Source organism: Clostridium sp. CTA-5, from assembly GCF_054768135.1.
In genome coordinates this window covers 269,842-288,411 of the sequence record NZ_BAAAAT010000002.1, presented here as the reverse complement: position 1 = coordinate 288,411, position 18,570 = coordinate 269,842, and the positions used below count along the sequence as shown (strand labels likewise).

At 25.9% G+C, this 18,570-nt stretch carries 18 protein-coding genes; 14 read left to right on the top strand and 4 right to left on the bottom strand.

Annotation, left to right across the window (positions count from 1 at the left end; genetic code table 11):
* Positions 1-524 precede the first annotated feature (524 nt).
* Together ACYUET_RS06540 and ACYUET_RS06535 are read left to right on the top strand one after the other, a co-directional pair.
* Positions 525-2,120, top strand: coding sequence for a peptide chain release factor 3 (locus tag ACYUET_RS06540; protein WP_460278505.1), 1,596 nt, complete (start codon positions 525-527; stop codon positions 2,118-2,120).
* A gap of 438 nt (positions 2,121-2,558) precedes the next feature.
* Positions 2,559-3,194 carry a hypothetical protein gene (locus ACYUET_RS06535; RefSeq protein WP_460278504.1) on the top strand — a complete coding sequence of 212 codons (636 nt, stop codon included), beginning with the start codon at positions 2,559-2,561 and terminating at the stop codon, positions 3,192-3,194.
* Between the two features lie 113 nt (positions 3,195-3,307).
* On the opposite strand, the gene ACYUET_RS06530 is transcribed toward ACYUET_RS06535, so the two are convergent.
* Entirely contained in the window at positions 3,308-5,005 is a 1,698-nt protein-coding gene (locus ACYUET_RS06530) for a methyl-accepting chemotaxis protein (RefSeq protein WP_460278503.1), read from the bottom strand.
* Between the two features lie 496 nt (positions 5,006-5,501).
* Here ACYUET_RS06530 and ACYUET_RS06525 point away from each other — a divergent pair, with 496 nt between their 5' ends.
* The 4 genes from ACYUET_RS06525 (at position 5,502) to ACYUET_RS06510 (ending at position 7,543) form a co-directional block, all read left to right on the top strand.
* Positions 5,502-5,999, top strand: coding sequence for a sigma-70 family RNA polymerase sigma factor (locus ACYUET_RS06525; protein WP_460278502.1), 498 nt, complete (start codon positions 5,502-5,504; stop codon positions 5,997-5,999).
* Entirely contained in the window at positions 5,992-6,996 is a 1,005-nt protein-coding gene (locus ACYUET_RS06520) for a DUF4367 domain-containing protein (protein ID WP_460278501.1), read from the top strand. Before ACYUET_RS06525 ends, ACYUET_RS06520 begins: the two co-directional genes overlap by 8 nt.
* Positions 6,997-7,120: 124 nt before the next feature.
* A complete protein-coding gene (locus ACYUET_RS06515) occupies positions 7,121-7,291 on the top strand; it encodes a Spo0E family sporulation regulatory protein-aspartic acid phosphatase (RefSeq protein ID WP_460278500.1) in 171 nt (56 codons plus the stop codon).
* 27 nt (positions 7,292-7,318) lie between these two features.
* Complete coding sequence (locus tag ACYUET_RS06510; RefSeq protein ID WP_460278499.1) at positions 7,319-7,543, top strand: LbetaH domain-containing protein; 225 nt, start codon at positions 7,319-7,321, stop codon at positions 7,541-7,543.
* A gap of 157 nt (positions 7,544-7,700) precedes the next feature.
* Here ACYUET_RS06510 and ACYUET_RS06505 read toward each other — a convergent pair whose 3' ends face one another.
* A complete protein-coding gene (locus ACYUET_RS06505; protein WP_460278498.1) occupies positions 7,701-7,823 on the bottom strand; it encodes a hypothetical protein in 123 nt (40 codons plus the stop codon).
* Between the two features lie 370 nt (positions 7,824-8,193).
* Between ACYUET_RS06505 and ACYUET_RS06500 the strand changes: the two genes are divergently transcribed.
* Positions 8,194-8,634 (top strand): hypothetical protein, encoded by a 441-nt coding sequence (locus ACYUET_RS06500; protein WP_460278497.1) that lies wholly within the window; start codon positions 8,194-8,196, stop codon positions 8,632-8,634.
* 60 nt (positions 8,635-8,694) lie between these two features.
* Here ACYUET_RS06500 and ACYUET_RS06495 read toward each other — a convergent pair whose 3' ends face one another.
* Positions 8,695-8,826 (bottom strand): IS3 family transposase, encoded by a 132-nt coding sequence (locus tag ACYUET_RS06495; protein WP_460278496.1) that lies wholly within the window; start codon positions 8,824-8,826, stop codon positions 8,695-8,697.
* A 295-nt stretch (positions 8,827-9,121) separates the two neighbouring features.
* Here ACYUET_RS06495 and ACYUET_RS06490 point away from each other — a divergent pair, with 295 nt between their 5' ends.
* From ACYUET_RS06490 to ACYUET_RS06465, 6 genes are all read left to right on the top strand, one after another.
* Positions 9,122-9,532 (top strand): hypothetical protein, encoded by a 411-nt coding sequence (locus ACYUET_RS06490; protein WP_460278495.1) that lies wholly within the window; start codon positions 9,122-9,124, stop codon positions 9,530-9,532.
* A gap of 77 nt (positions 9,533-9,609) precedes the next feature.
* The gene (locus ACYUET_RS06485; protein ID WP_460278494.1) at positions 9,610-10,413 is read left to right on the top strand and encodes a hypothetical protein; all 804 of its coding nucleotides are present in this window, start codon (positions 9,610-9,612) and stop codon (positions 10,411-10,413) included.
* Positions 10,397-11,212, top strand: coding sequence for a hypothetical protein (locus ACYUET_RS06480; protein WP_460278493.1), 816 nt, complete (start codon positions 10,397-10,399; stop codon positions 11,210-11,212). Before ACYUET_RS06485 ends, ACYUET_RS06480 begins: the two co-directional genes overlap by 17 nt.
* 23 nt (positions 11,213-11,235) lie before the next feature.
* Complete coding sequence (locus ACYUET_RS06475; RefSeq protein WP_460278492.1) at positions 11,236-11,886, top strand: ABC transporter ATP-binding protein; 651 nt, start codon at positions 11,236-11,238, stop codon at positions 11,884-11,886.
* A gap of 314 nt (positions 11,887-12,200) precedes the next feature.
* The gene (locus ACYUET_RS06470; protein ID WP_460278491.1) at positions 12,201-13,175 is read left to right on the top strand and encodes a diaminopimelate dehydrogenase; all 975 of its coding nucleotides are present in this window, start codon (positions 12,201-12,203) and stop codon (positions 13,173-13,175) included.
* Between the two features lie 426 nt (positions 13,176-13,601).
* Complete coding sequence (locus ACYUET_RS06465) at positions 13,602-14,063, top strand: hypothetical protein (protein WP_460278490.1); 462 nt, start codon at positions 13,602-13,604, stop codon at positions 14,061-14,063.
* Positions 14,064-14,137: 74 nt separating this feature from the next.
* On the opposite strand, the gene ACYUET_RS06460 is transcribed toward ACYUET_RS06465, so the two are convergent.
* The gene (locus tag ACYUET_RS06460) at positions 14,138-14,965 is read right to left on the bottom strand and encodes a Cof-type HAD-IIB family hydrolase (RefSeq protein WP_460278489.1); all 828 of its coding nucleotides are present in this window, start codon (positions 14,963-14,965) and stop codon (positions 14,138-14,140) included.
* A gap of 822 nt (positions 14,966-15,787) precedes the next feature.
* Here ACYUET_RS06460 and ACYUET_RS06455 point away from each other — a divergent pair.
* Positions 15,788-18,037: an N-acetylmuramoyl-L-alanine amidase gene (locus tag ACYUET_RS06455; protein ID WP_460278488.1), complete on the top strand. Its 2,250-nt coding sequence runs from the start codon at positions 15,788-15,790 to the stop codon at positions 18,035-18,037.
* Positions 18,038-18,570: the final 533 nt, after the last annotated feature.

Here is an 18,570-nt window from a genome sequence, read left to right as displayed (position 1 = left end):
ATGTACCTAATTATGTATATTGTAATTTGCAAATATATATTTTAATATTAATATTGTATTTGCAATAAGACACATTTTTTTATGTGTTTAAACTCTAAAAAATCTTAAAGTGATTTTTATTACTATTAATGCATTTTAATTATTTTTGAAGATGTTTTAAGATGAAAATTTATATTTACTTAAAACATAATTTAATTTTAGATTTACATAAGTTGCATTTATGATTTTGTGTTATATATGTCTACTGCAATAAACATAATTATTTTTTAATGCAGATTATACATTGCAACTTATATGTTTTTTTATGTTCATGGAATTATAAAAAAATAAGAATCAGAATGTTTTTAGAGTAAATAAATAATGGTTTTAAATTTACAATATTAAGTTTTGTAATTGTAAATTTAAACTTGGTGTAATCACTTTATTATTTAGAATTTGAAATTATATATTATTATAGTGCTTAAGATATAATTTAAGCATGATTTAAGATACAAGTAATTTAAAATATTAGGGAGGAATCATTTTTGGCTGATTATATAAATGAAATTCAAAAGAGAAGAACCTTTGCAATTATTTCCCATCCGGATGCTGGTAAAACAACTTTAACCGAAAAGTTATTACTTTACGGTGGTGCTATAAGACTTGCAGGTTCTGTTAAGGCTAGAAAATCATCTAAACATGCAGTTTCTGACTGGATGGAAATAGAAAAGCAAAGAGGTATCTCAGTTACTTCTTCTGTTATGCAATTTAACTATGATGGTCATTGTATTAACATATTAGATACTCCAGGTCACCAAGACTTCTCAGAAGATACATATAGAACACTTATGGCAGCAGATAGCGCAGTAATGGTTGTAGATGCTGCAAAAGGTATAGAGGATCAAACAAGAAAGTTATTCCATGTTGCATCTTTAAGAGAAATGCCTATTTTTACTTTTATAAATAAGATGGACAGAGAAGCTAGAGATCCATTTGGTTTACTTGAAGATATTGAAAATGAATTAGGAATTAAAACTTATCCAATGAACTGGCCAATAGGTTCAGGTAAGGAATTCAAGGGTGTATATGAAAGAGATAATAATAGAATTATAGCTTTCAATGGAGGAAATCATGGTCAAAATGAAGTTGAGGCTATAGAAGGATCTCCAGATGATCCTAAGTTTAGAGAAATTTTAGGAGAAGCACTTCATGATAAGTTAATGGAAGATATTGAACTTCTAGATATTGCTGGAGATGATTTAGACTTAGATGCTGTAAGAAGAGGTGAGTTAACACCAGTATTTTTTGGTTCGGCATTAACAAACTTTGGTGTAGAACCATTCTTAGAACATTTCTTAGAGATGACAACATCACCGCTTGCAAGAAATTCTACAGAAGGACTTATTGATCCATTTGAAGATAAATTTTCTGCATTTGTATTTAAGATACAAGCTAATATGAATAAAGCTCATAGAGATAGAATTGCATTTATGAGAATTTGTTCAGGTAAGTTTAATAAAGGTGAAGATGTATATCATGTTCAGGGTGGAAAGAAGATTAAACTTGCACAACCTCAACAATTTATGGCTCAAGATAGAGAAATTGTTGAAGAGGCTTATGCAGGAGATATTATAGGTGTATTTGATCCAGGTATATTCTCAATAGGTGATACATTATGTTCTCCATCAAAGAAATTTAAGTTCGAAGGAATACCAGTCTTTGCACCGGAACATTTTGCAAGAGTAAGACCAGTTGATACTATGAAGAGAAAGCAATTCATAAAGGGTGTTACTCAAATAGCTCAAGAAGGGGCAATTCAAGTATTTAAAGAAATACATATAGGTATGGAAGAAATTATAGTTGGGGTTGTTGGTGTACTTCAATTTGAAGTTCTTGAATATAGATTAAATAATGAATATAACGTTGATATTAAGATGGATAGATTATCTTATAGATATGTTAGATGGATTGAAAATAAAGATGTTGATATGGACACTTTAAATTTAACATCAGATACTAAAAAGGTTAAAGACCTTAAAGATAGAAACTTACTTATATTCCAAAATGATTGGGGCATAAGCTGGGCTCTAGAGCATAATAAGGGCTTGATACTTTCATCTGTAGGTAAGAGTGAAGAGTAATATTGTTCAAAATATAATCTTTAATTAAAAGATAAGAATATTGTGTATATAAAATAGAAAGTAGTAGCTTTTCAGTTTTAATTAGAAAGCTACTACTTTTTTGAATATATGTGCAAATAATTATATACCCCTGGGGTATACCTGGGGTACCCCAGGGGTAATTTAGAACAAAAGTTTTATTTTTATTCATAAAACAAAAAATAATATTAGGCTTAAACATATTAAAAATAAACTTTTCATTAAGTTATGTACATATTATATAAAGAATTCTATATAATATTCGAGAATATATGGTAACATATTTTCAAATGGTTAAATTTAATAATTTTTTACATAATAAGGGGCAAAAATTGTTTGAAATTGTTATAATTAAATTAGTACTTAATATAATGCTTAAATAATAAAAATAAGGTTAGACAATATAAAAGGAGGATAATAATGACAATTTTAGACTTATTAAATCAAACATATGCTAATAATAAATCTATAGAAAAACCATTACAGATTATTAAAGAAAGTTATATAAATCTTGTAAATGATAATTATGAATTGGTTCTTAGTGATATGGGAAAATTAAATGTAAAGATTCCAAGTTTGGAAAAGAAAGATGAATATGTTTATAAAGATATAAGTGAATATGAATATTCTTTAGTAATGTGCATGAGAATTTCAACTATAATTAATGAAGAAGGCCATAAATATGTATTAGCTAAGTTTATGGAGGTATATAAGGATAAGTTAGAATTATACTTTAAAGATGTTAGCAATATTGACAAGCTTTTAGAAAAAATTAAAAATACTAAAAACAAAATAGATAGTATAACGTATTTTTCAATAGGAGCATCAATTTTATGTGCAATTTTTATGTTTATATTTAAAGATATATCTAACAATATAAAATATTTACTTACATTAAGTATAACTTTATTATTTACAATTGGATTAGTAGAGCAATTTACTAAAGAATCTCAAATTAAAAAAATAGTAGATGCTTATATGAGTATTATAAAAACAGATTGGTATAAAAAAGAATTAAGAAGACAATATGTATTTATCTGCAATTTTACAGGATAAGCATAATAGATGTATTTTAGGATAAAGTGTTTATTAATTTATAAATAGTTTATAAAGATAAAGGCTATCCAAATCTTATAGGCTGGATAGCACTTTAATTGAATTTTAAAAAATTAAATTTTAAAATTACTAACTGTAGAAACTAATTTAATGGTACTATTATTAACTTCTTCAAGTAAATCTATCATAATATTAGACTTCTCAGATATAATATTCATCTTTTTACTAATATTATTTGTTCCATTTGCAGATTCATTATTTGCAGCGTTTATTTGATTTATAGAATCTACAACAGTTCCAATTGAAATGCTCATTTTATTAGAAGTTTCACTAAAATCAATTGTCATATCGTTAATCATATGGGCATCGTCATTATACTGTTCTCCAGTTTTAACTATCATATTATAGTCTTGTATAACTTGGTTATTTATAAATTCAAGCATTTCTTTTGAATTAGTTACTAAATTTTCAACTGTATTAATAATCAAATCATTAACTGCTTTTATTTGAGAGACAGTAGTTTTTGAGTCATCTGCAAGTTTTTTTATTTGGTTAGCTACAACAGCAAATCCTTTTCCAGCTTCTCCTGCACGTTCTGCTTCAATTGAAGCATTTAATGATAATAAATTAGTTTGAGATGCTATTTGTAATACTGTTTCAGATAAAATATTAATTTTTTCTACTTCTTTAGATTTTTCAATGGCTTCTAAAAGCTTTTCTTGAGTTTCAAAATTAATCTTTTCTGCTTTTTCTTTAGAATTAATAGCTATATTTTTAAGTTTATTAGCTCGTTCTGTAATTAATAATGAATTTTTAGATTCATTTTTTGCTTTTGTTGTGATTGAATCAACATAAGAGTTGATTTTAGAAGTTATTAAAGTTACTTCTTCTGTAGAAGCTGCTGTTTCTTCCATCCCACTAGAAAGTTCTTCTGTAGAAGCATACATATCTTGTATTAAAGAATCAAGTTCATCAATGTTTTTATTTGTATTTTTAAGTTTATCTTCAACAACATTAGATTCATTAACAATAATTTTAACTATATTTCTAAAAGACTCTTGCATTAGATTGAAATTTTTTGCTAATTCACCAATTTCATCATTACTAGTAAAATCAATATGTTGAGTTAAATCACCTTCACTATTAGCCATAGATTTTAATTTTGATAAAATTTTTATTATTGGATTTACAATGTTTTTAGTAATAAATCCCCATGACATTATAGTTATTATTATTGAAATTATAATAGATATTACTATAAGAATTATAGTGTTTCTTATAGAGGTTTCTATATTAGATATAGATTCACTAATATTTTTAGTAGAATATTCTTTATATTTATCTACTTTATCATTAATTGATTCTGCTGTTGTATCAAACTCTTCCATATATAAGTTACCTTCTTGAGGACCACCTTTAATATATGAATTTGCCATCTTCTTTCCAGTTTCATAATATAAATCAAAACTTTTTTCTATATTCTCAAGATTATTTGAGTTTTCAGGATTTATTTTTTTAAGTTCTTTTATAATAGATTTTACGTTTTGAGCGTATTTTTCAGCAGTATCAAATCCATCATCAAATCCTTCAGCTGCTCTTGTTGCACTTATATCAGTAAGCCATTGTTGAACTTGTACAACATCAAGTTTTAATTCATCAGACATTAGGCTAGTAGTAAAATGTTTTTCATTCATTTCTTTTACTAATTTTAAATTATTGTTTGTATAAATAAATTGAATGGTCATAAAACTTACAAAAAACATAAGCATGATAAATACAGGTACAAGTATTTTAATTTTTATACTCTTCATAAAAATCTCTCCTTTTTTATTTTCTTTAGTTAATAAACTTATTTTAAATTTTTATCTATATTGTAATAAATTTATAAATAATTAAAAAAATACCAATTATTTAGACTATTTTTTTAATATTATACCATTTTAAATTGGTATATACCATTAGGTAAGAAATACTTTTGAGTTTTTATAATTTATTTTTTATGATACTATATTCTGATTAGTAGTTAACATATTAAGTTTAAAAATATAATATCTTAATTAAATAATTCTAATTAAATAATAAGATTAATTTTATACTATGTTATTAGCTACAAAATGTACACTATTGATTTAGGGTATATATATTAAATTTATGAATTAGTTATTTAAATAAACGTTATTTTTTTTATAGTGTTGATACTACAATTACTACAATATCAGCATTTACTTAAAAGATAACCTAAATAAAAATATAATATGCAACATTTTATCGTCTTGAGTTGTTTTAATAAATGAGGGGGTAATTATGATGGATGACATTTCATTGCGTACGGATGAAATTATATCAGAAGATTTAGAGAAATATGGGAATATGTTACTTAGGCTTTCATATTCTTATATGAAAAATATCCATGATTCAGAAGATATACTTCAAGATGTTTTAATAAAGCTAATTAAAAATAAAGATGATTTTAAAGATGAAGAACATAAAAAATCATGGCTTCTTTGTGTAACTAGAAATCTTTGTATAAATAAATTAAAATCTTCATGGTTTAAATATAGGGAACCATTAATAGAGCTTCCTCATTATGACGATTATACAGAGGGGAATGACGATGTATTTGAATCTGTAATGAATTTACCAATAAAATATAGAGAAGTAATACATTTATTTTATTATGAAGACTATACTACAGCCAATATTGCATTGATAATTGGTAAGAAAGAGTCTACAGTACGTTCTTTACTACATAGAGCTAGAAAAATACTTAAGAAAACATTGAAAGGAGGATATGATTTTGAGTAAGAAATACAAGGATGTAATGAATAAAATTATTATGGATGAAGATATGAAAAATCGAATACTTTCTAATGTTAATGATATGAATGGGAAAGAGGAGAAAGTTGAAGTTAAAAGAATTTCTAGTAGATTGTTTAATAATATAGCAATGTATGCTGCTTGTTTTGCAATTATTTTATGTGGTATAACTAATAATTCATTTATGAAATTTCTTAAATTTGGAGAATCTAATTTACAACAAATGAATGTTTCACAAAATACAGATTTAACAGAAAGAACGGAAAATAGCGAAGAAGTAAAAAATGATAATTTAGAATCAAGGGAAAGAAAAGAAAATGGGAAAGAAAATGTAAATTCTACAAATATAGATTCTTCATTAATTAAAGATGATGGAGATAACCAAACGAAACAATCAGATGTAAATGAAGGTGTAAACCAAGAAGGAAATCAAAGTAAATTACCTTCAGACAATGAACGGTTTAATCAAAAAGGTACAAATCCACAAAATAATTTAGTAGATAATGAAAATATAAAGAATACCCCTTATAGTAGTCCAGAAACTAAAAAACAAACTAATGCTAGTGGCCAGTTAGTGAGAACAATATTAGATGAAAGAAATTTTGAAAGCTTGGAAGAATTGAAAAAATCGATTGATTTTGAGCTTGGAATTCCGAAGAAGTTACCTCCAAACTTTAAAATAGGTACCATAAGTTATATTGGAAATAGCGTAGTTTCAATAACATATTCTAATAAAAGTGACAATAACTCTATTAATTTTAGAACTTCTAAAAAGGATAAAGATATAAGCGGTGACTATAATCAATATAAACTAGAAAAAACAATAAATTTTGATGAAATTAATATAAGTTTAAGTGGAGATAAGAACTTAATAAATCTTGCAAAATGGAATAAGGATAATATATCATATAGTATTTTAACTGAAAATGGTCTTGGGGAAGATGAAATTTTAGATATGGTTAAAAGCATCGATATAATTAAGTAAACGGAACTTTAAAATTATGCTATATTTTAAATGAATATTGATATTGTAGTATAAACACTGTTTAAAAATATAGCAGAAAATTATTACAATATATTCCAATAGTTAAACATGGGGGCGATTAATTATGATTTCAGATGAATTAAGAAGAAAAAGATTAAAATTAAGAGAAGAATTATATAAATCAATACATGAATTTGGAATAAATAATGAAAATAGCTTAAGAATAAGTCAGGAAATAGATGAAATAGTTGTTGAAGAAATGAAACTACAATTAATTAAGTCAAAATTAGCATAATAAATGTATTTTAAGTGAACGTAGATATTGAGATTATTAAAAAATTTGTTGGGTTCAGAAGTAGAAAATATATTTATTAAACCGTCATTTAGATGTGACTATGGTTATGATATTCATTTGGGGGAAAATTATAATTGTACCATATCGGATTGTGCAAAGGTTAGAATTGGGGAAGATGTATTGATTGGATCTAATGTGAACATTTTTACGGTAGGACATTCTTGCAAAGTTATTAAAGCAATAGAAGAATAATGAAATATAGTAAATAAATTAAATATTCTTGGGATAAAAAAATATGATAATCAGTTTTGTAATGCTGATTATCATATTTTTTAGGTTAATTATGATATATTAAATAAATCAAAGTTTTAGAAAGCATATTTTTGTAATTTTATAAAATAAAAATATATTATTTATAAGTTGTACGTGGAGAAGGTTCCTCTTTTCCATAAGGGCTTTTTTGATGCTCTTCATTATTAACTTTTTTAGGATAGTTTCTTGATGAAGCATCAGAAGTATTTTTATTAATCATATTAGATCCTCCCTTTAAGGCATAATCAAATTTTCTTTATTAGTCTTATCATTTTACTTAAAAATATTCTTAATTTTATTTTTTAGACAATCTATATTTTTAACTGTATTGATATTTTAATATAAACACAGTTAGTTTTTGTGCTCTTATTAATGTTTTATAAATTATAAATTATATTTTGGAATAGTTTGAATTTAAAAGAAAAATATGCTATAATAATTATTAATGGATAATAATTATTAAATAATAAAAATCAAAAATGTTTTGACTTACTAAAGGGTTATTTTTAGTTATATAAATAAAACTTTAAGAATATGAGTTATTAAATAAAATTATAATTTTAATATATAAATGATATGGGGGATTTAAAATGGGAGTTGCATTTAAAGAAGTAAATTTTAATGAATTAGTTAATAAATTAGCACCATGCTGTTTAGGGGAAGAAGAGTGTAATGGATGTGCTAAAGAGAAGTGTTTAGTTGGATATGGAAAAGAGTGTATTAAAGGATGTTTAAAAAATAAAGTAACATATGTTATAGATGGATATAAAAATATTCCTATAACAGATACAAGAGTATATGAGCAAGAAACAGTTATTACAGCAATTTCTGATATATTAAAAAGATGTAAAAGTTGTAGTGAAGAGCATTATGAAAATTGTATTATAAATGTTATAAGAAGTTGTTATGAAGTAAGCTTATTTGGAGAAGAGCAGGAATATGAAGGAAGTGCTTTCTTATATTTAAATAATTTGAAAAATATAAATGAAGAAATAGCAGATAAAATTTTTGAAAGATATAATTCTAAATAATTAAAAAATACATTAAACTGAACTGCTCCCTGTCAAGTAGACAGGATAAATAATAAAAAATTATGCTGCTAAGGTGTGGCTCCTATATTCAAGTGGAGCCATACCTTTTAATTTTCTTTGTAACCTTTTTGTACTATAAAATTCTATAAACTTAATCGTAACTTCTGGCAATATCTTAGATTTTCTTCCCATAATAAAATGCTCCATCTATAGTTACAGTTTTATTATTTTAACTGTCTACTATAAGGGGGGGATATCAAACAGTAGTGTCTATAAAACTTGTTTTTAGGAATAAAAAGAATAATTTGCAAAAAAATATAAAATATTTATTTTTAACGTCTTATTTTATACGTTTAAGGGAAAAAATATTTACATTACTTGGATAGTGTGAGAATATATATACCGAACTGGCTGAATAGCTATTATATAAAATATGTAGACAAACTATCTATTTTATACTATTTAAATAATTAAAGGGGATGATAATATGATAAAGAGAAAAGTTATTCTTGGAACAGTATCATTACTAATGGGGATTTCTTTATTATCAATTGCTGCTAACGCTCAAACAAAAGGATACTCGCTACAAATGCCTGCAAAAGGATATCGAGATACTAAGGTATCTGCAAGGAAAAGTGATACAGAGGATAGAGCTTATAATACTGTTGATTATCTTGGTTGGAATCAAGATAATGATGGTTTTATATGGTGGATCATTAATCCAGATGATGGTAAAAAATTAACTGATTCTATGAATTTTAACCATACAGGAAGATTTCAAACTCCATATAAGGGTGACAATGCTAATGACTATCACGGTTGGGATTTAAAGATGAGAATGAAAACTGATTGGTTTACTAATCATGAGTGTGATGTAAATGGTAAATTTACTCCATAATACAAAAAATAACAGTATATTATATACTGTTATTTTTTGTAATAGAGTAAGTAACTCATGAAAAAGGAGAGAATAAGATGTCATGTTATATTAAAAACGAGCTAAAGAGAGCAATTTTTTCAAAATCTGCATTATTAACATTTTTAATTACTTTAATTACTTTGTTAATAGGTTTTTTCGGAATTGTATGTGATGAGTGGAATATTTTTAATATTGAAGTAAATCATTTTAAAAAATTTTATGATTCAGTAGATATTTTTTTAATGACTAGGGCATTTGGTAGAGCAAGTATACTTGGTTTTATTGCTCCATTATTAGCAGCTTTAGTGTTTTCTAATTCCTATTTACAAGATAAAGATTCAGGGTTCTTAAAGTTTATTTATGCAAGAATGAATAGAAAGAAGTATATTATATCACGTATATTTGTTAATGCAATTTCTAGTGGAATAATAATATCAGCAGCATTAATAGTTATATTAATTTTTATAAGTTTAATTTTTGGAATTAAAACAAATCCTAACAGTCAATTTGAAGTTACAGGTGCATACGTTTTTTGGTATGCAAAAAGCAAATGGATTTATGCTATTTGCATTATTATATTATCATTTATATTTAATGTTATTTTTGCAACATTATCACTGGGGTTATCACCTTTTATTAATAATAAATATTTATCTTTTTTATGTCCATTTTTTATATACATATTGTCACTAACTTTGTTTCATTATATTGGAATTAACAAATTAAATATGTCTGTGTTATTTAGACCCAATGTTAATGGAAGTGAAATCCCAGTACTAATTTATCAAATTGTATTGTTTATTATAGGTATAGTGTTATTTTATGTGGGAGTGTTGTATAGAAATGAAAAAGATTTATAATCATATTATTTTAAAACTTAAATCTTATAAAATTACAATAATTTTAACTGCATTACTTTTATATCACTTTGCTTTATTTGTCAATCTATTAAAACAAGAAAATTACCATAATATTTTTGATTTATTTATAACAGAGTTTAATTACTTTGCTCTATTTGTAGTTTATTCATTAGGATATCTTTTGATAATTTATAATGTAAATCAAAAAACTAATTTTTATAAATATTACTATTTAAAATTTAATAACAAATTAGAAGTATATAATATAAATGTAATTACATTATTTATAATATCAATAATATTTACTCTTTTAATTAACTTATTTTCATTTGCTGAGGGGATAGTTACTCTTCCACTTGAAAACTTATGGAGTGATTATTTTTATCATATTATGGGAGGGACACAAGATATATTTTTTCCTTTAGATAGTGTTCAAATATTGACTAGTAAGATAACCCCAATAATATATGTTTTATTGATAAATTTGTATGTTATTTTATATTTCTTTTTAGAAGGCTTGTTATATTTTGTTATTGATTCATTTTTAAATAGAGATGGATTATCTCTTGTTGTAGTTATATTTATAAATACAATTAATAGATTTTTAGATTCATTAGGTGGTATTATGCCTAAATTATCATTTACAAATAATATATATTTTATTACTTCACCAATTGAAAATATATCAAATTATTCATTTATATTATTTAGAATATTTTATTGGTTTATACTAATATTTTCCGTTTATATAATAGGAAGAGTTAGAACTATTAAAAGTGATTATAAATTTTTAGATTAGTAGTTAAATTTTAGGAGGAAATTATGACTGATAAAGTTATTATAAAAATAAACAACCTATCAAAAAAAGCGAATGGAACAGATATACTGAAAAATATTTCTGTTGAATTTAAGGAGGGTAATATTTATGGTATTGTTGGAAGAAATGGTTCAGGTAAGACAATGTTATTTAAATCTATATGTGGGTTAATAAATCCTACGTCTGGAGAAGTTTATGTTTTCGATAAATCTATAAAGAATGGTGTTTTTCCAGATGAAACAGGAATAATAATTGAGAATCCAGGTTTTCTTCCTCAATATTCTGCTTTTGAAAATCTAAAAATATTAGCTAGCATAAATAATAAAGTTAATGATGAAACAATTAAACATTATATTAGTCTTGTGACTTTAGATCCAGATGATAAAAGACCAGTAAAAAAATTCTCATTAGGGATGAGACAAAAGTTAGGAATAGCACAAGCATTAATGGAAAATCCCAAACTATTAATATTAGATGAACCTATGAATTCATTAGATGAAGATTCGGTAGAGCTTGTAAGAAAGATATTACTGGATTTAAAAAATAAAGGTGTAACAATATTGTTATCTAGTCATAATAGAGATGATATTGATAAATTGTGTGATTATATATACACAATAAAGTCAGGAGAAGTTTTATTATCAGAAGATAAATAATTTAAATTAAAAAGATAGAACACTTGAATTTAATCAAGAGTTGATGATTATAGAAGTATCTATAACATTAAAAAAAGAGCCTTATGAGGCTTTTTTTAATGTTTCGACTAATTATAGAATTTTAAAACTCTGAAAGGATGATTAAATCTAGATTTAGAACCATTTGGATATGAAATTATAAACAGAAAAGCTAGAAAAATCATCCGACTGAAGTATATCTTACTTACTTTTATTCATATATAGCAAAGTATATTAATAAAAGTAAAATATGGTAAAATAATATAAAGGAAAAATTATATGATGGGGGACTATATATGAATAACAAAGTTAGAATAGGAATAGTTGGTTATGGAAATTTAGGAAGAGGAGTTATAAAATCAATTAACCAAAATTCTGATATGGAATTAAAAGCTGTATTTACAAGAAGAGAAGGAGTAATAATTGATAATAAAGAGGCAATACATATTTCAAAGATTGGTGATTTTAAGGATGAAATAGATGTCATGATACTTTGTGGAGGATCAGCTACTGATTTACCAGAACAAGGTCCGATGATTGCAGAAATGTTTAATACTGTTGATAGTTTTGATACACATGCAAAGATACCTGAATACTTTAAAAAGATGAATGATGTTGCTAAAGCATCAGGGAATTTAAGTATTATTTCTGTTGGATGGGATCCAGGTCTATTTTCATTAAATAGATTAATTGGCCAAGCTATTTTACCACAAGGAAATGATTATACTTTTTGGGGAAAGGGCGTAAGTCAAGGGCATTCAGATGCTATAAGAAGAGTTGATGGGGTTAAAGATGGGAAGCAATATACTATTCCTAAGGAAGAAGCATTATCAAAAGTTAGAAGTGGAGTAAATCCAAATCTTTCAACTAGAGAGAAGCATTTGAGATTATGTTATGTTGTATTAGAAGAAGGAGCTGATAAGGAAAAGGTAGAAAGAGAAATTAAAACTATGCCTAATTATTTTTCAGATTATGATACAGAGGTTAACTTTATAAGTGAAGAGGAATTAAAGAAGAATCATTCTGGTATGCCACATGGAGGTTTTGTTATAAGAACAGGGGTTACTGGAAATGGTAATAAGGAAAAAATAGAATTTTCACTTGAATTAGAGAGCAATCCAGAATTTACATCAAGTGTTTTAGTTGCTTATGCTAGAGCGATAGCTAAAATGGCTAATGAAGGTAAAACAGGAGCGTGCACAGTTTTGGATGTTCCACCAGCATACCTTTCATCAAAAACAGGTGAGGAGTTAAGAAAAGAACTTTTATAATTCTACTAGCTTTTAAAAATAATAAAGAAAATTTTAATATCAAAGCACCTTTATACAAATAAGGCACATTCAAAAAAATAATACACAAGTATACTCGTCTATTTTGTGTGATACTGCGTCAGCAAATTTAGCTAATAGCTCGCTATTAACTAAATTTACTTCCTTGTCTGACACAAAATATACAACGCCTCTTTGATCTATTATTTTATTTCATGTGCCTAAAATATAAATATTTGTTACTAAAAATATAGATTTAGAATAAGTTTATTTACAATAAAGAAAGAACAATTGATAATAAAAAGAATTTTTAAAGGTTTTATTATCAATTGTTTATTACAAATTATATTATTATGTATGTGTTGATTTATAACAATACTGCATAATATATTGTAAACAGATACTTAATTTATATGGGGGTAGGTTTTGATGAGAAAAGATAATAAGAAGAAAGATAGTACTAAAGAAAACAATAATACTAAAAGTAAGAAAAGTTTAATTAAAATTATATTAATAGTATTTATTTTTATTGTAACTATATTGTTATCATCATTATCTGCTATCATAGTATTTCATAGAAATACTCCTTCATTTTCTGTATTTAATATAAAAAATGAATTAAATATAATTAAGGGTACTGGATGGAGAGAAAAGAACGGAGAATTTTATTATTATGAAAATGGGAATATAAAAACTGGTTGGATTAAAGATGATAATAAATGGTATTTTACAGGAGAAGACGGAGAAATGAGAATTGGTTGGATTCAATATAAAGGTGAGTGGTATTATTTAAATTCTGATGGTAGCATGGCTAAAAATACTACAGTGAATGGATTTTATTTTAATGAAGATGGAAAATGGACAGCTACCCCAGATCAACAAAAATATTAGTTTCAGATAAAGGTTGACTTTAACTGAGACTAATATTTTCATATCTAAGAGTATTTAGCTGTTAAGAATATGTATTAAAGAGCAAATTTTTCTATGGCTTTTGCAACACCATCATTGACATTTGTATCAGTAATATAATCAGCAGCTTTTTTGGCAACTTCAGAACCATTTCCCATAGCAATACCAAGTCCAGCATATTTAATCATTGATATATCATTTTCATTATCACCAATACATATAGTTTCTTCTTTTTTTATTCCTAATTTTTCTCCAAGTATTTTTGCAGCATTTCCTTTTGATACACCTTTTTGCATTATTTCAAAGTTATTACTACCAGAACTTACAGTCTCTAAATCAGAAAATTTAAGAAGTTCGTTTTTTACATTAAGAAGTTTTTCTTTATTATTAGAGTCATCTAATCCTATAATTTTAATTATAGAATCACCAAATTTATCTAGTATTTCATTTATATCTGAAGTTATAAAGAATTTAACTCGTTTTTCTTCAGAAACTAATTTATTTGTAACATTGTATGTATGATTTTCAGCAAAAGGAGTATCTATAATTGCAGTATCACAAGTATAATATATAATTCTAAAGCCTTTATCATGTATAGTATTATAAATCTTTAGTACTTGTTCTCTTGTTAATGTGTTTGAATATATGATTTCATCAGTAGCTCTATTTTTAATATAAGCGCCATTACAAGAAATAAGTTCAGTTTTTATACCTACAAGATTTGCAAAATAATCAGCAGAAGCAAAAATTCTACCAGTGCTTATTGCAACCTTTATTCCTTTATCAACAGCTTTTTTTAATGTTGATTTATTTTTTTCACTTATTTCACTATGTCCACTTAATAAAGTCCCATCCATATCTATGCATATTAGTTTATATTTCATCAATTCATCCTCCTGTAATTAATGTTAATTAGAAATTACTCATAAAGTATTTTAAAAGTTTATATTAGGCACATTCGAAAAAATAATAGACCAGTATGTTCGTCTATTTTGCGTGATACTGCGTCAGCAAATTTAGCTAATAGCCCTTGCTATTAACTAAATTCACTTCCTTGTCTGACACAAAATATACAACGCTTCTTTGATCTATTATTTTATTTCATGTGCCTTAAGTATTTTTACATAAATTCTTCAAAGTTAAATTTTTTCTATTCTTTATAAAACTATAAAAAGTTACATTTAAGGGTAACGTATATTAAAAATCAGGAAAATATGTTAAAGAACAAAAAGAAACATATTTATAATGTTAATAAAATTAACCCTAATAGTAATTATATTATTATTTCCAAGAAACATAAAGTATACTATGAAATAAGTTTGATGAATTTTGTTGATTTATAAATTTTATTAGTTTAATGTGATAAATAATTTCTTTATAGTGGAATTTATATAAAGTTGAATATTATTGGATATTTAAGTATTAAAAATAGAGAATTGTGGACGAATATATTAATATTATTATAAATTTACATTTTTTATCGCCTATGCTAGAATTGAGTTATATTTAGTAAAAACTTGTTATTAAAAACTTAGGCTCATTCAAAAAATAATAGATTAATATGTTTGTATATTTAGATTATATTGTGCTGGGAAATTTAACTATAATCTTATGATTGATTTTGTTTTCTTGTTTAAATCAAGATATATGCATATCTTTAATTTGTTATTTTCTTTCATGTGCCTTAAGAGGAGGGATGGATTATTTTGAATATGAAAAATAAAATAGCATCATTTTTACTTGCTTTTGTAATGCTTATAGGTTTAATCTCAACAACAATTGCAGAAGCAGCTGTTACAGATATTAATATAATATCAGATACTTCAGTAACAGCTAATCAAGCAAAAAAATGGGCAAAGACTAAAGGGGCGAGTGAAGAATTTTTAGCATTAGCAGACCTCTATTGGAAATATGCGCAGGAATGCGGGGATGTTAATCCTGCAATTGCTTATGTACAAGCAGGAAAAGAAACCGCATTCGGTAATTTTGGAGGAGTATTAGATGCAAGTTATCATAATCCATGTGGAATGAAGACATCACAAGGTGGAGGGGATAAAGATAAAAATGCTCACAAAAGATTTAATTCATGGGATGAAGGTGTACAAGCCCATTTAGATCATTTAGCATTATATGCAGGAGCAGATGGATATCCAAAGCAAGATACTAATGATCCAAGACATTTTATAAGTATAAAAGGTAAAGCAAAAACTGTTAACTCTTTAGGAGGAAAATGGGCTCCAAGCCTTACTTATGGAGAGGAAGTAAATAATTATTATAGAGCATTATGTTCTTATTCAAATGTAAATTTAGATGATAATAACACTAATACTAATAATAATGAAGATAATGATAATGATAGTTCAGCAAATCTAAATCCAGGAAGTACAGAAAATAAACCTGGTGGATTAGTTGGTGATTCAGTTATTAAATTTGAAAAACCAATAATACCTCCACCACCATCAAATGAACCTAAAACCAAGTCTACAATTGGCTGGAAAAATGAAGATGGAGATTGGTATTATTACAATTCTGATAACATTAAAGAAAAGGGTTGGATTAAACCAGATAGTAATTGGTACTATTTAGATGATAATGGGAAGATGAAGAATGGTTGGGTAAATTATAGTGGTTCATGGTACTATTTTAATAATAATGGAACTATGGTTATTGGTTGGAAACAAATTAATAATAAATGGTACTATATGCAAACAAGTGGAGTTATGGCGACAGGACTTATCTGTGATGGGTCAGATCTATATTATTTAGATAAATCAGGGGCTATGTCTTCAAATGAAGGATGGGTATCAGTTGATAAAAAATGGTACTATATTGATAATTCGGGTAAATTAAAATTAGGATGGTTTTCAGATAATGCTTCTAGTTACTATATGCAAGGTGATGGAAGTATGGTAACTGGAGTTAAAACAATAGATGGGAAAACATACTATTTTGATGAGAGTGGAAAAAATACAACAGGTTGGATATCAGTAAATAATAATTGGTATTATTTAAATGGTGAGTCACAAATATTAACAGGTTGGATTAATCCAGATGGTAACTATTATTACTTATATGATACAGGTGCAATGGCTAAAGGATGGCTTGAACTTGATGGCACTTGGTACTATTTAAATAACAATGGAACAATGGCAACAGGTTGGGTACAAAGTGGATCGGATTTTTATTATTTAGATAAGACTTCAGGAAAAGTTATTACAAATACAACAGTAGATGGATATAAAATAGGAGCAGATGGAAAGAGGAAATCTAATACTTCTTCTAATAGTTCTAATGGAAATACACCTTCTGTTACTCCGAATCCAGGAAATAATACTAATGATGGTAGTAAAAAGTTAATAGTAATAGATCCAGGACATAACTTTGGTGGAGATGATGGAGCTTATGCTACACATAATAGAGTTACATATTCAGAAAGAGATTTGAATATGCAAGTTTCAGTTAAGCTTAAATCATATTTAGAATCTAAAGGCTATACAGTTATTATGACAAGAAATGAATCTGATAGAGAAACTTTAGCTGTAACTGAAAGTCTTGATAAGAGAGTAAGTTTAGCTAATGGACTTAATGCAGACTTTTTTGTAAGTATACATCATAACTCAGCAGATGCAGCATCAGCAAATGGTATAGAAGTTTTATATAGTACAAGCTCACAAGATGCTAGAATGGGTGGAAGACCAGCAAATCCAGACAGAATTGCTAAAAGTAAAGCAATGGCAACAAGTATTGTAAATAAAGTTTGTAGTAATGCTGGATTTACTAATAGAGGTGCTAAAGAGCAAAACTTAAATGTAGGTAGGAATACAAATATGCCAGCAGTATTAGTAGAATGTGGATTTATTACAAATCCAAGTGAAGCTGCTAAATGTGCGGACTCAAATAATCAATCAATGGTAGCATCATCAATAGCAGAAGCTATAGCGAGTGGTTTAAATTAAGTATATATTAATTTAAAAAAATAATAGTGATAATTGTTTCGCAGAACTAAGAAAATTTCACCGGATGTTTCTAAATGAGAAGTTGCACCCATTTCCACTTGTTCCAAAGGTAAACTTTGGACAAGTAATTAATGGAACAACTTTTCATAAAGAACATCGACAGTTTATTTTCAAATGTCTGCTACACCAATATCACTATTATTTTAAATTAATTTAAAATGTTAGTGGCATTGTAGTAAAAAGTTATATGGAAATTAAATTTCAATACTAGTTTGCCCTTATAGTACAATAACAATATACAATTAATATAATGTAAATTAGAATAATTGTGATAATTGTTTCGCAGAACTAAGGTACATTCAAAGATAATTGTGAATAAATAATATAAGAAAGAGCATGTTTCAAAGTGAATTCTATGAAACATGCTCTTTTGTTGTGCGGAGAATTGGTATATGTGGCGGAGTGTTTAGTTTAAGCTATAATAAAATTAAATTCATTTTAAAATAAATTGAATTTAATTTTAAAATTATAAA

Coding starts and splice junctions, on each gene's coding strand:
- ACYUET_RS06470 (WP_460278491.1), top strand. CDS start 12,201: ATGAATAACAAAGTTAGAATAGGAATAGTTGGTTATGGAAATTTAGGA.
- ACYUET_RS06515 (WP_460278500.1), top strand. CDS start 7,121: ATGATTTCAGATGAATTAAGAAGAAAAAGATTAAAATTAAGAGAAGAA.
- ACYUET_RS06505 (WP_460278498.1), bottom strand. CDS start 7,823: ATGATTAATAAAAATACTTCTGATGCTTCATCAAGAAACTATCCTAAA.
- ACYUET_RS06525 (WP_460278502.1), top strand. CDS start 5,502: ATGGATGACATTTCATTGCGTACGGATGAAATTATATCAGAAGATTTA.
- ACYUET_RS06495 (WP_460278496.1), bottom strand. CDS start 8,826: ATGGGAAGAAAATCTAAGATATTGCCAGAAGTTACGATTAAGTTTATA.
- ACYUET_RS06480 (WP_460278493.1), top strand. CDS start 10,397: ATGAAAAAGATTTATAATCATATTATTTTAAAACTTAAATCTTATAAA.
- ACYUET_RS06465 (WP_460278490.1), top strand. CDS start 13,602: ATGAGAAAAGATAATAAGAAGAAAGATAGTACTAAAGAAAACAATAAT.
- ACYUET_RS06500 (WP_460278497.1), top strand. CDS start 8,194: ATGGGAGTTGCATTTAAAGAAGTAAATTTTAATGAATTAGTTAATAAA.
- ACYUET_RS06530 (WP_460278503.1), bottom strand. CDS start 5,005: ATGAAGAGTATAAAAATTAAAATACTTGTACCTGTATTTATCATGCTT.
- ACYUET_RS06490 (WP_460278495.1), top strand. CDS start 9,122: ATGATAAAGAGAAAAGTTATTCTTGGAACAGTATCATTACTAATGGGG.
- ACYUET_RS06535 (WP_460278504.1), top strand. CDS start 2,559: ATGACAATTTTAGACTTATTAAATCAAACATATGCTAATAATAAATCT.
- ACYUET_RS06475 (WP_460278492.1), top strand. CDS start 11,236: ATGACTGATAAAGTTATTATAAAAATAAACAACCTATCAAAAAAAGCG.
- ACYUET_RS06460 (WP_460278489.1), bottom strand. CDS start 14,965: ATGAAATATAAACTAATATGCATAGATATGGATGGGACTTTATTAAGT.
- ACYUET_RS06485 (WP_460278494.1), top strand. CDS start 9,610: ATGTCATGTTATATTAAAAACGAGCTAAAGAGAGCAATTTTTTCAAAA.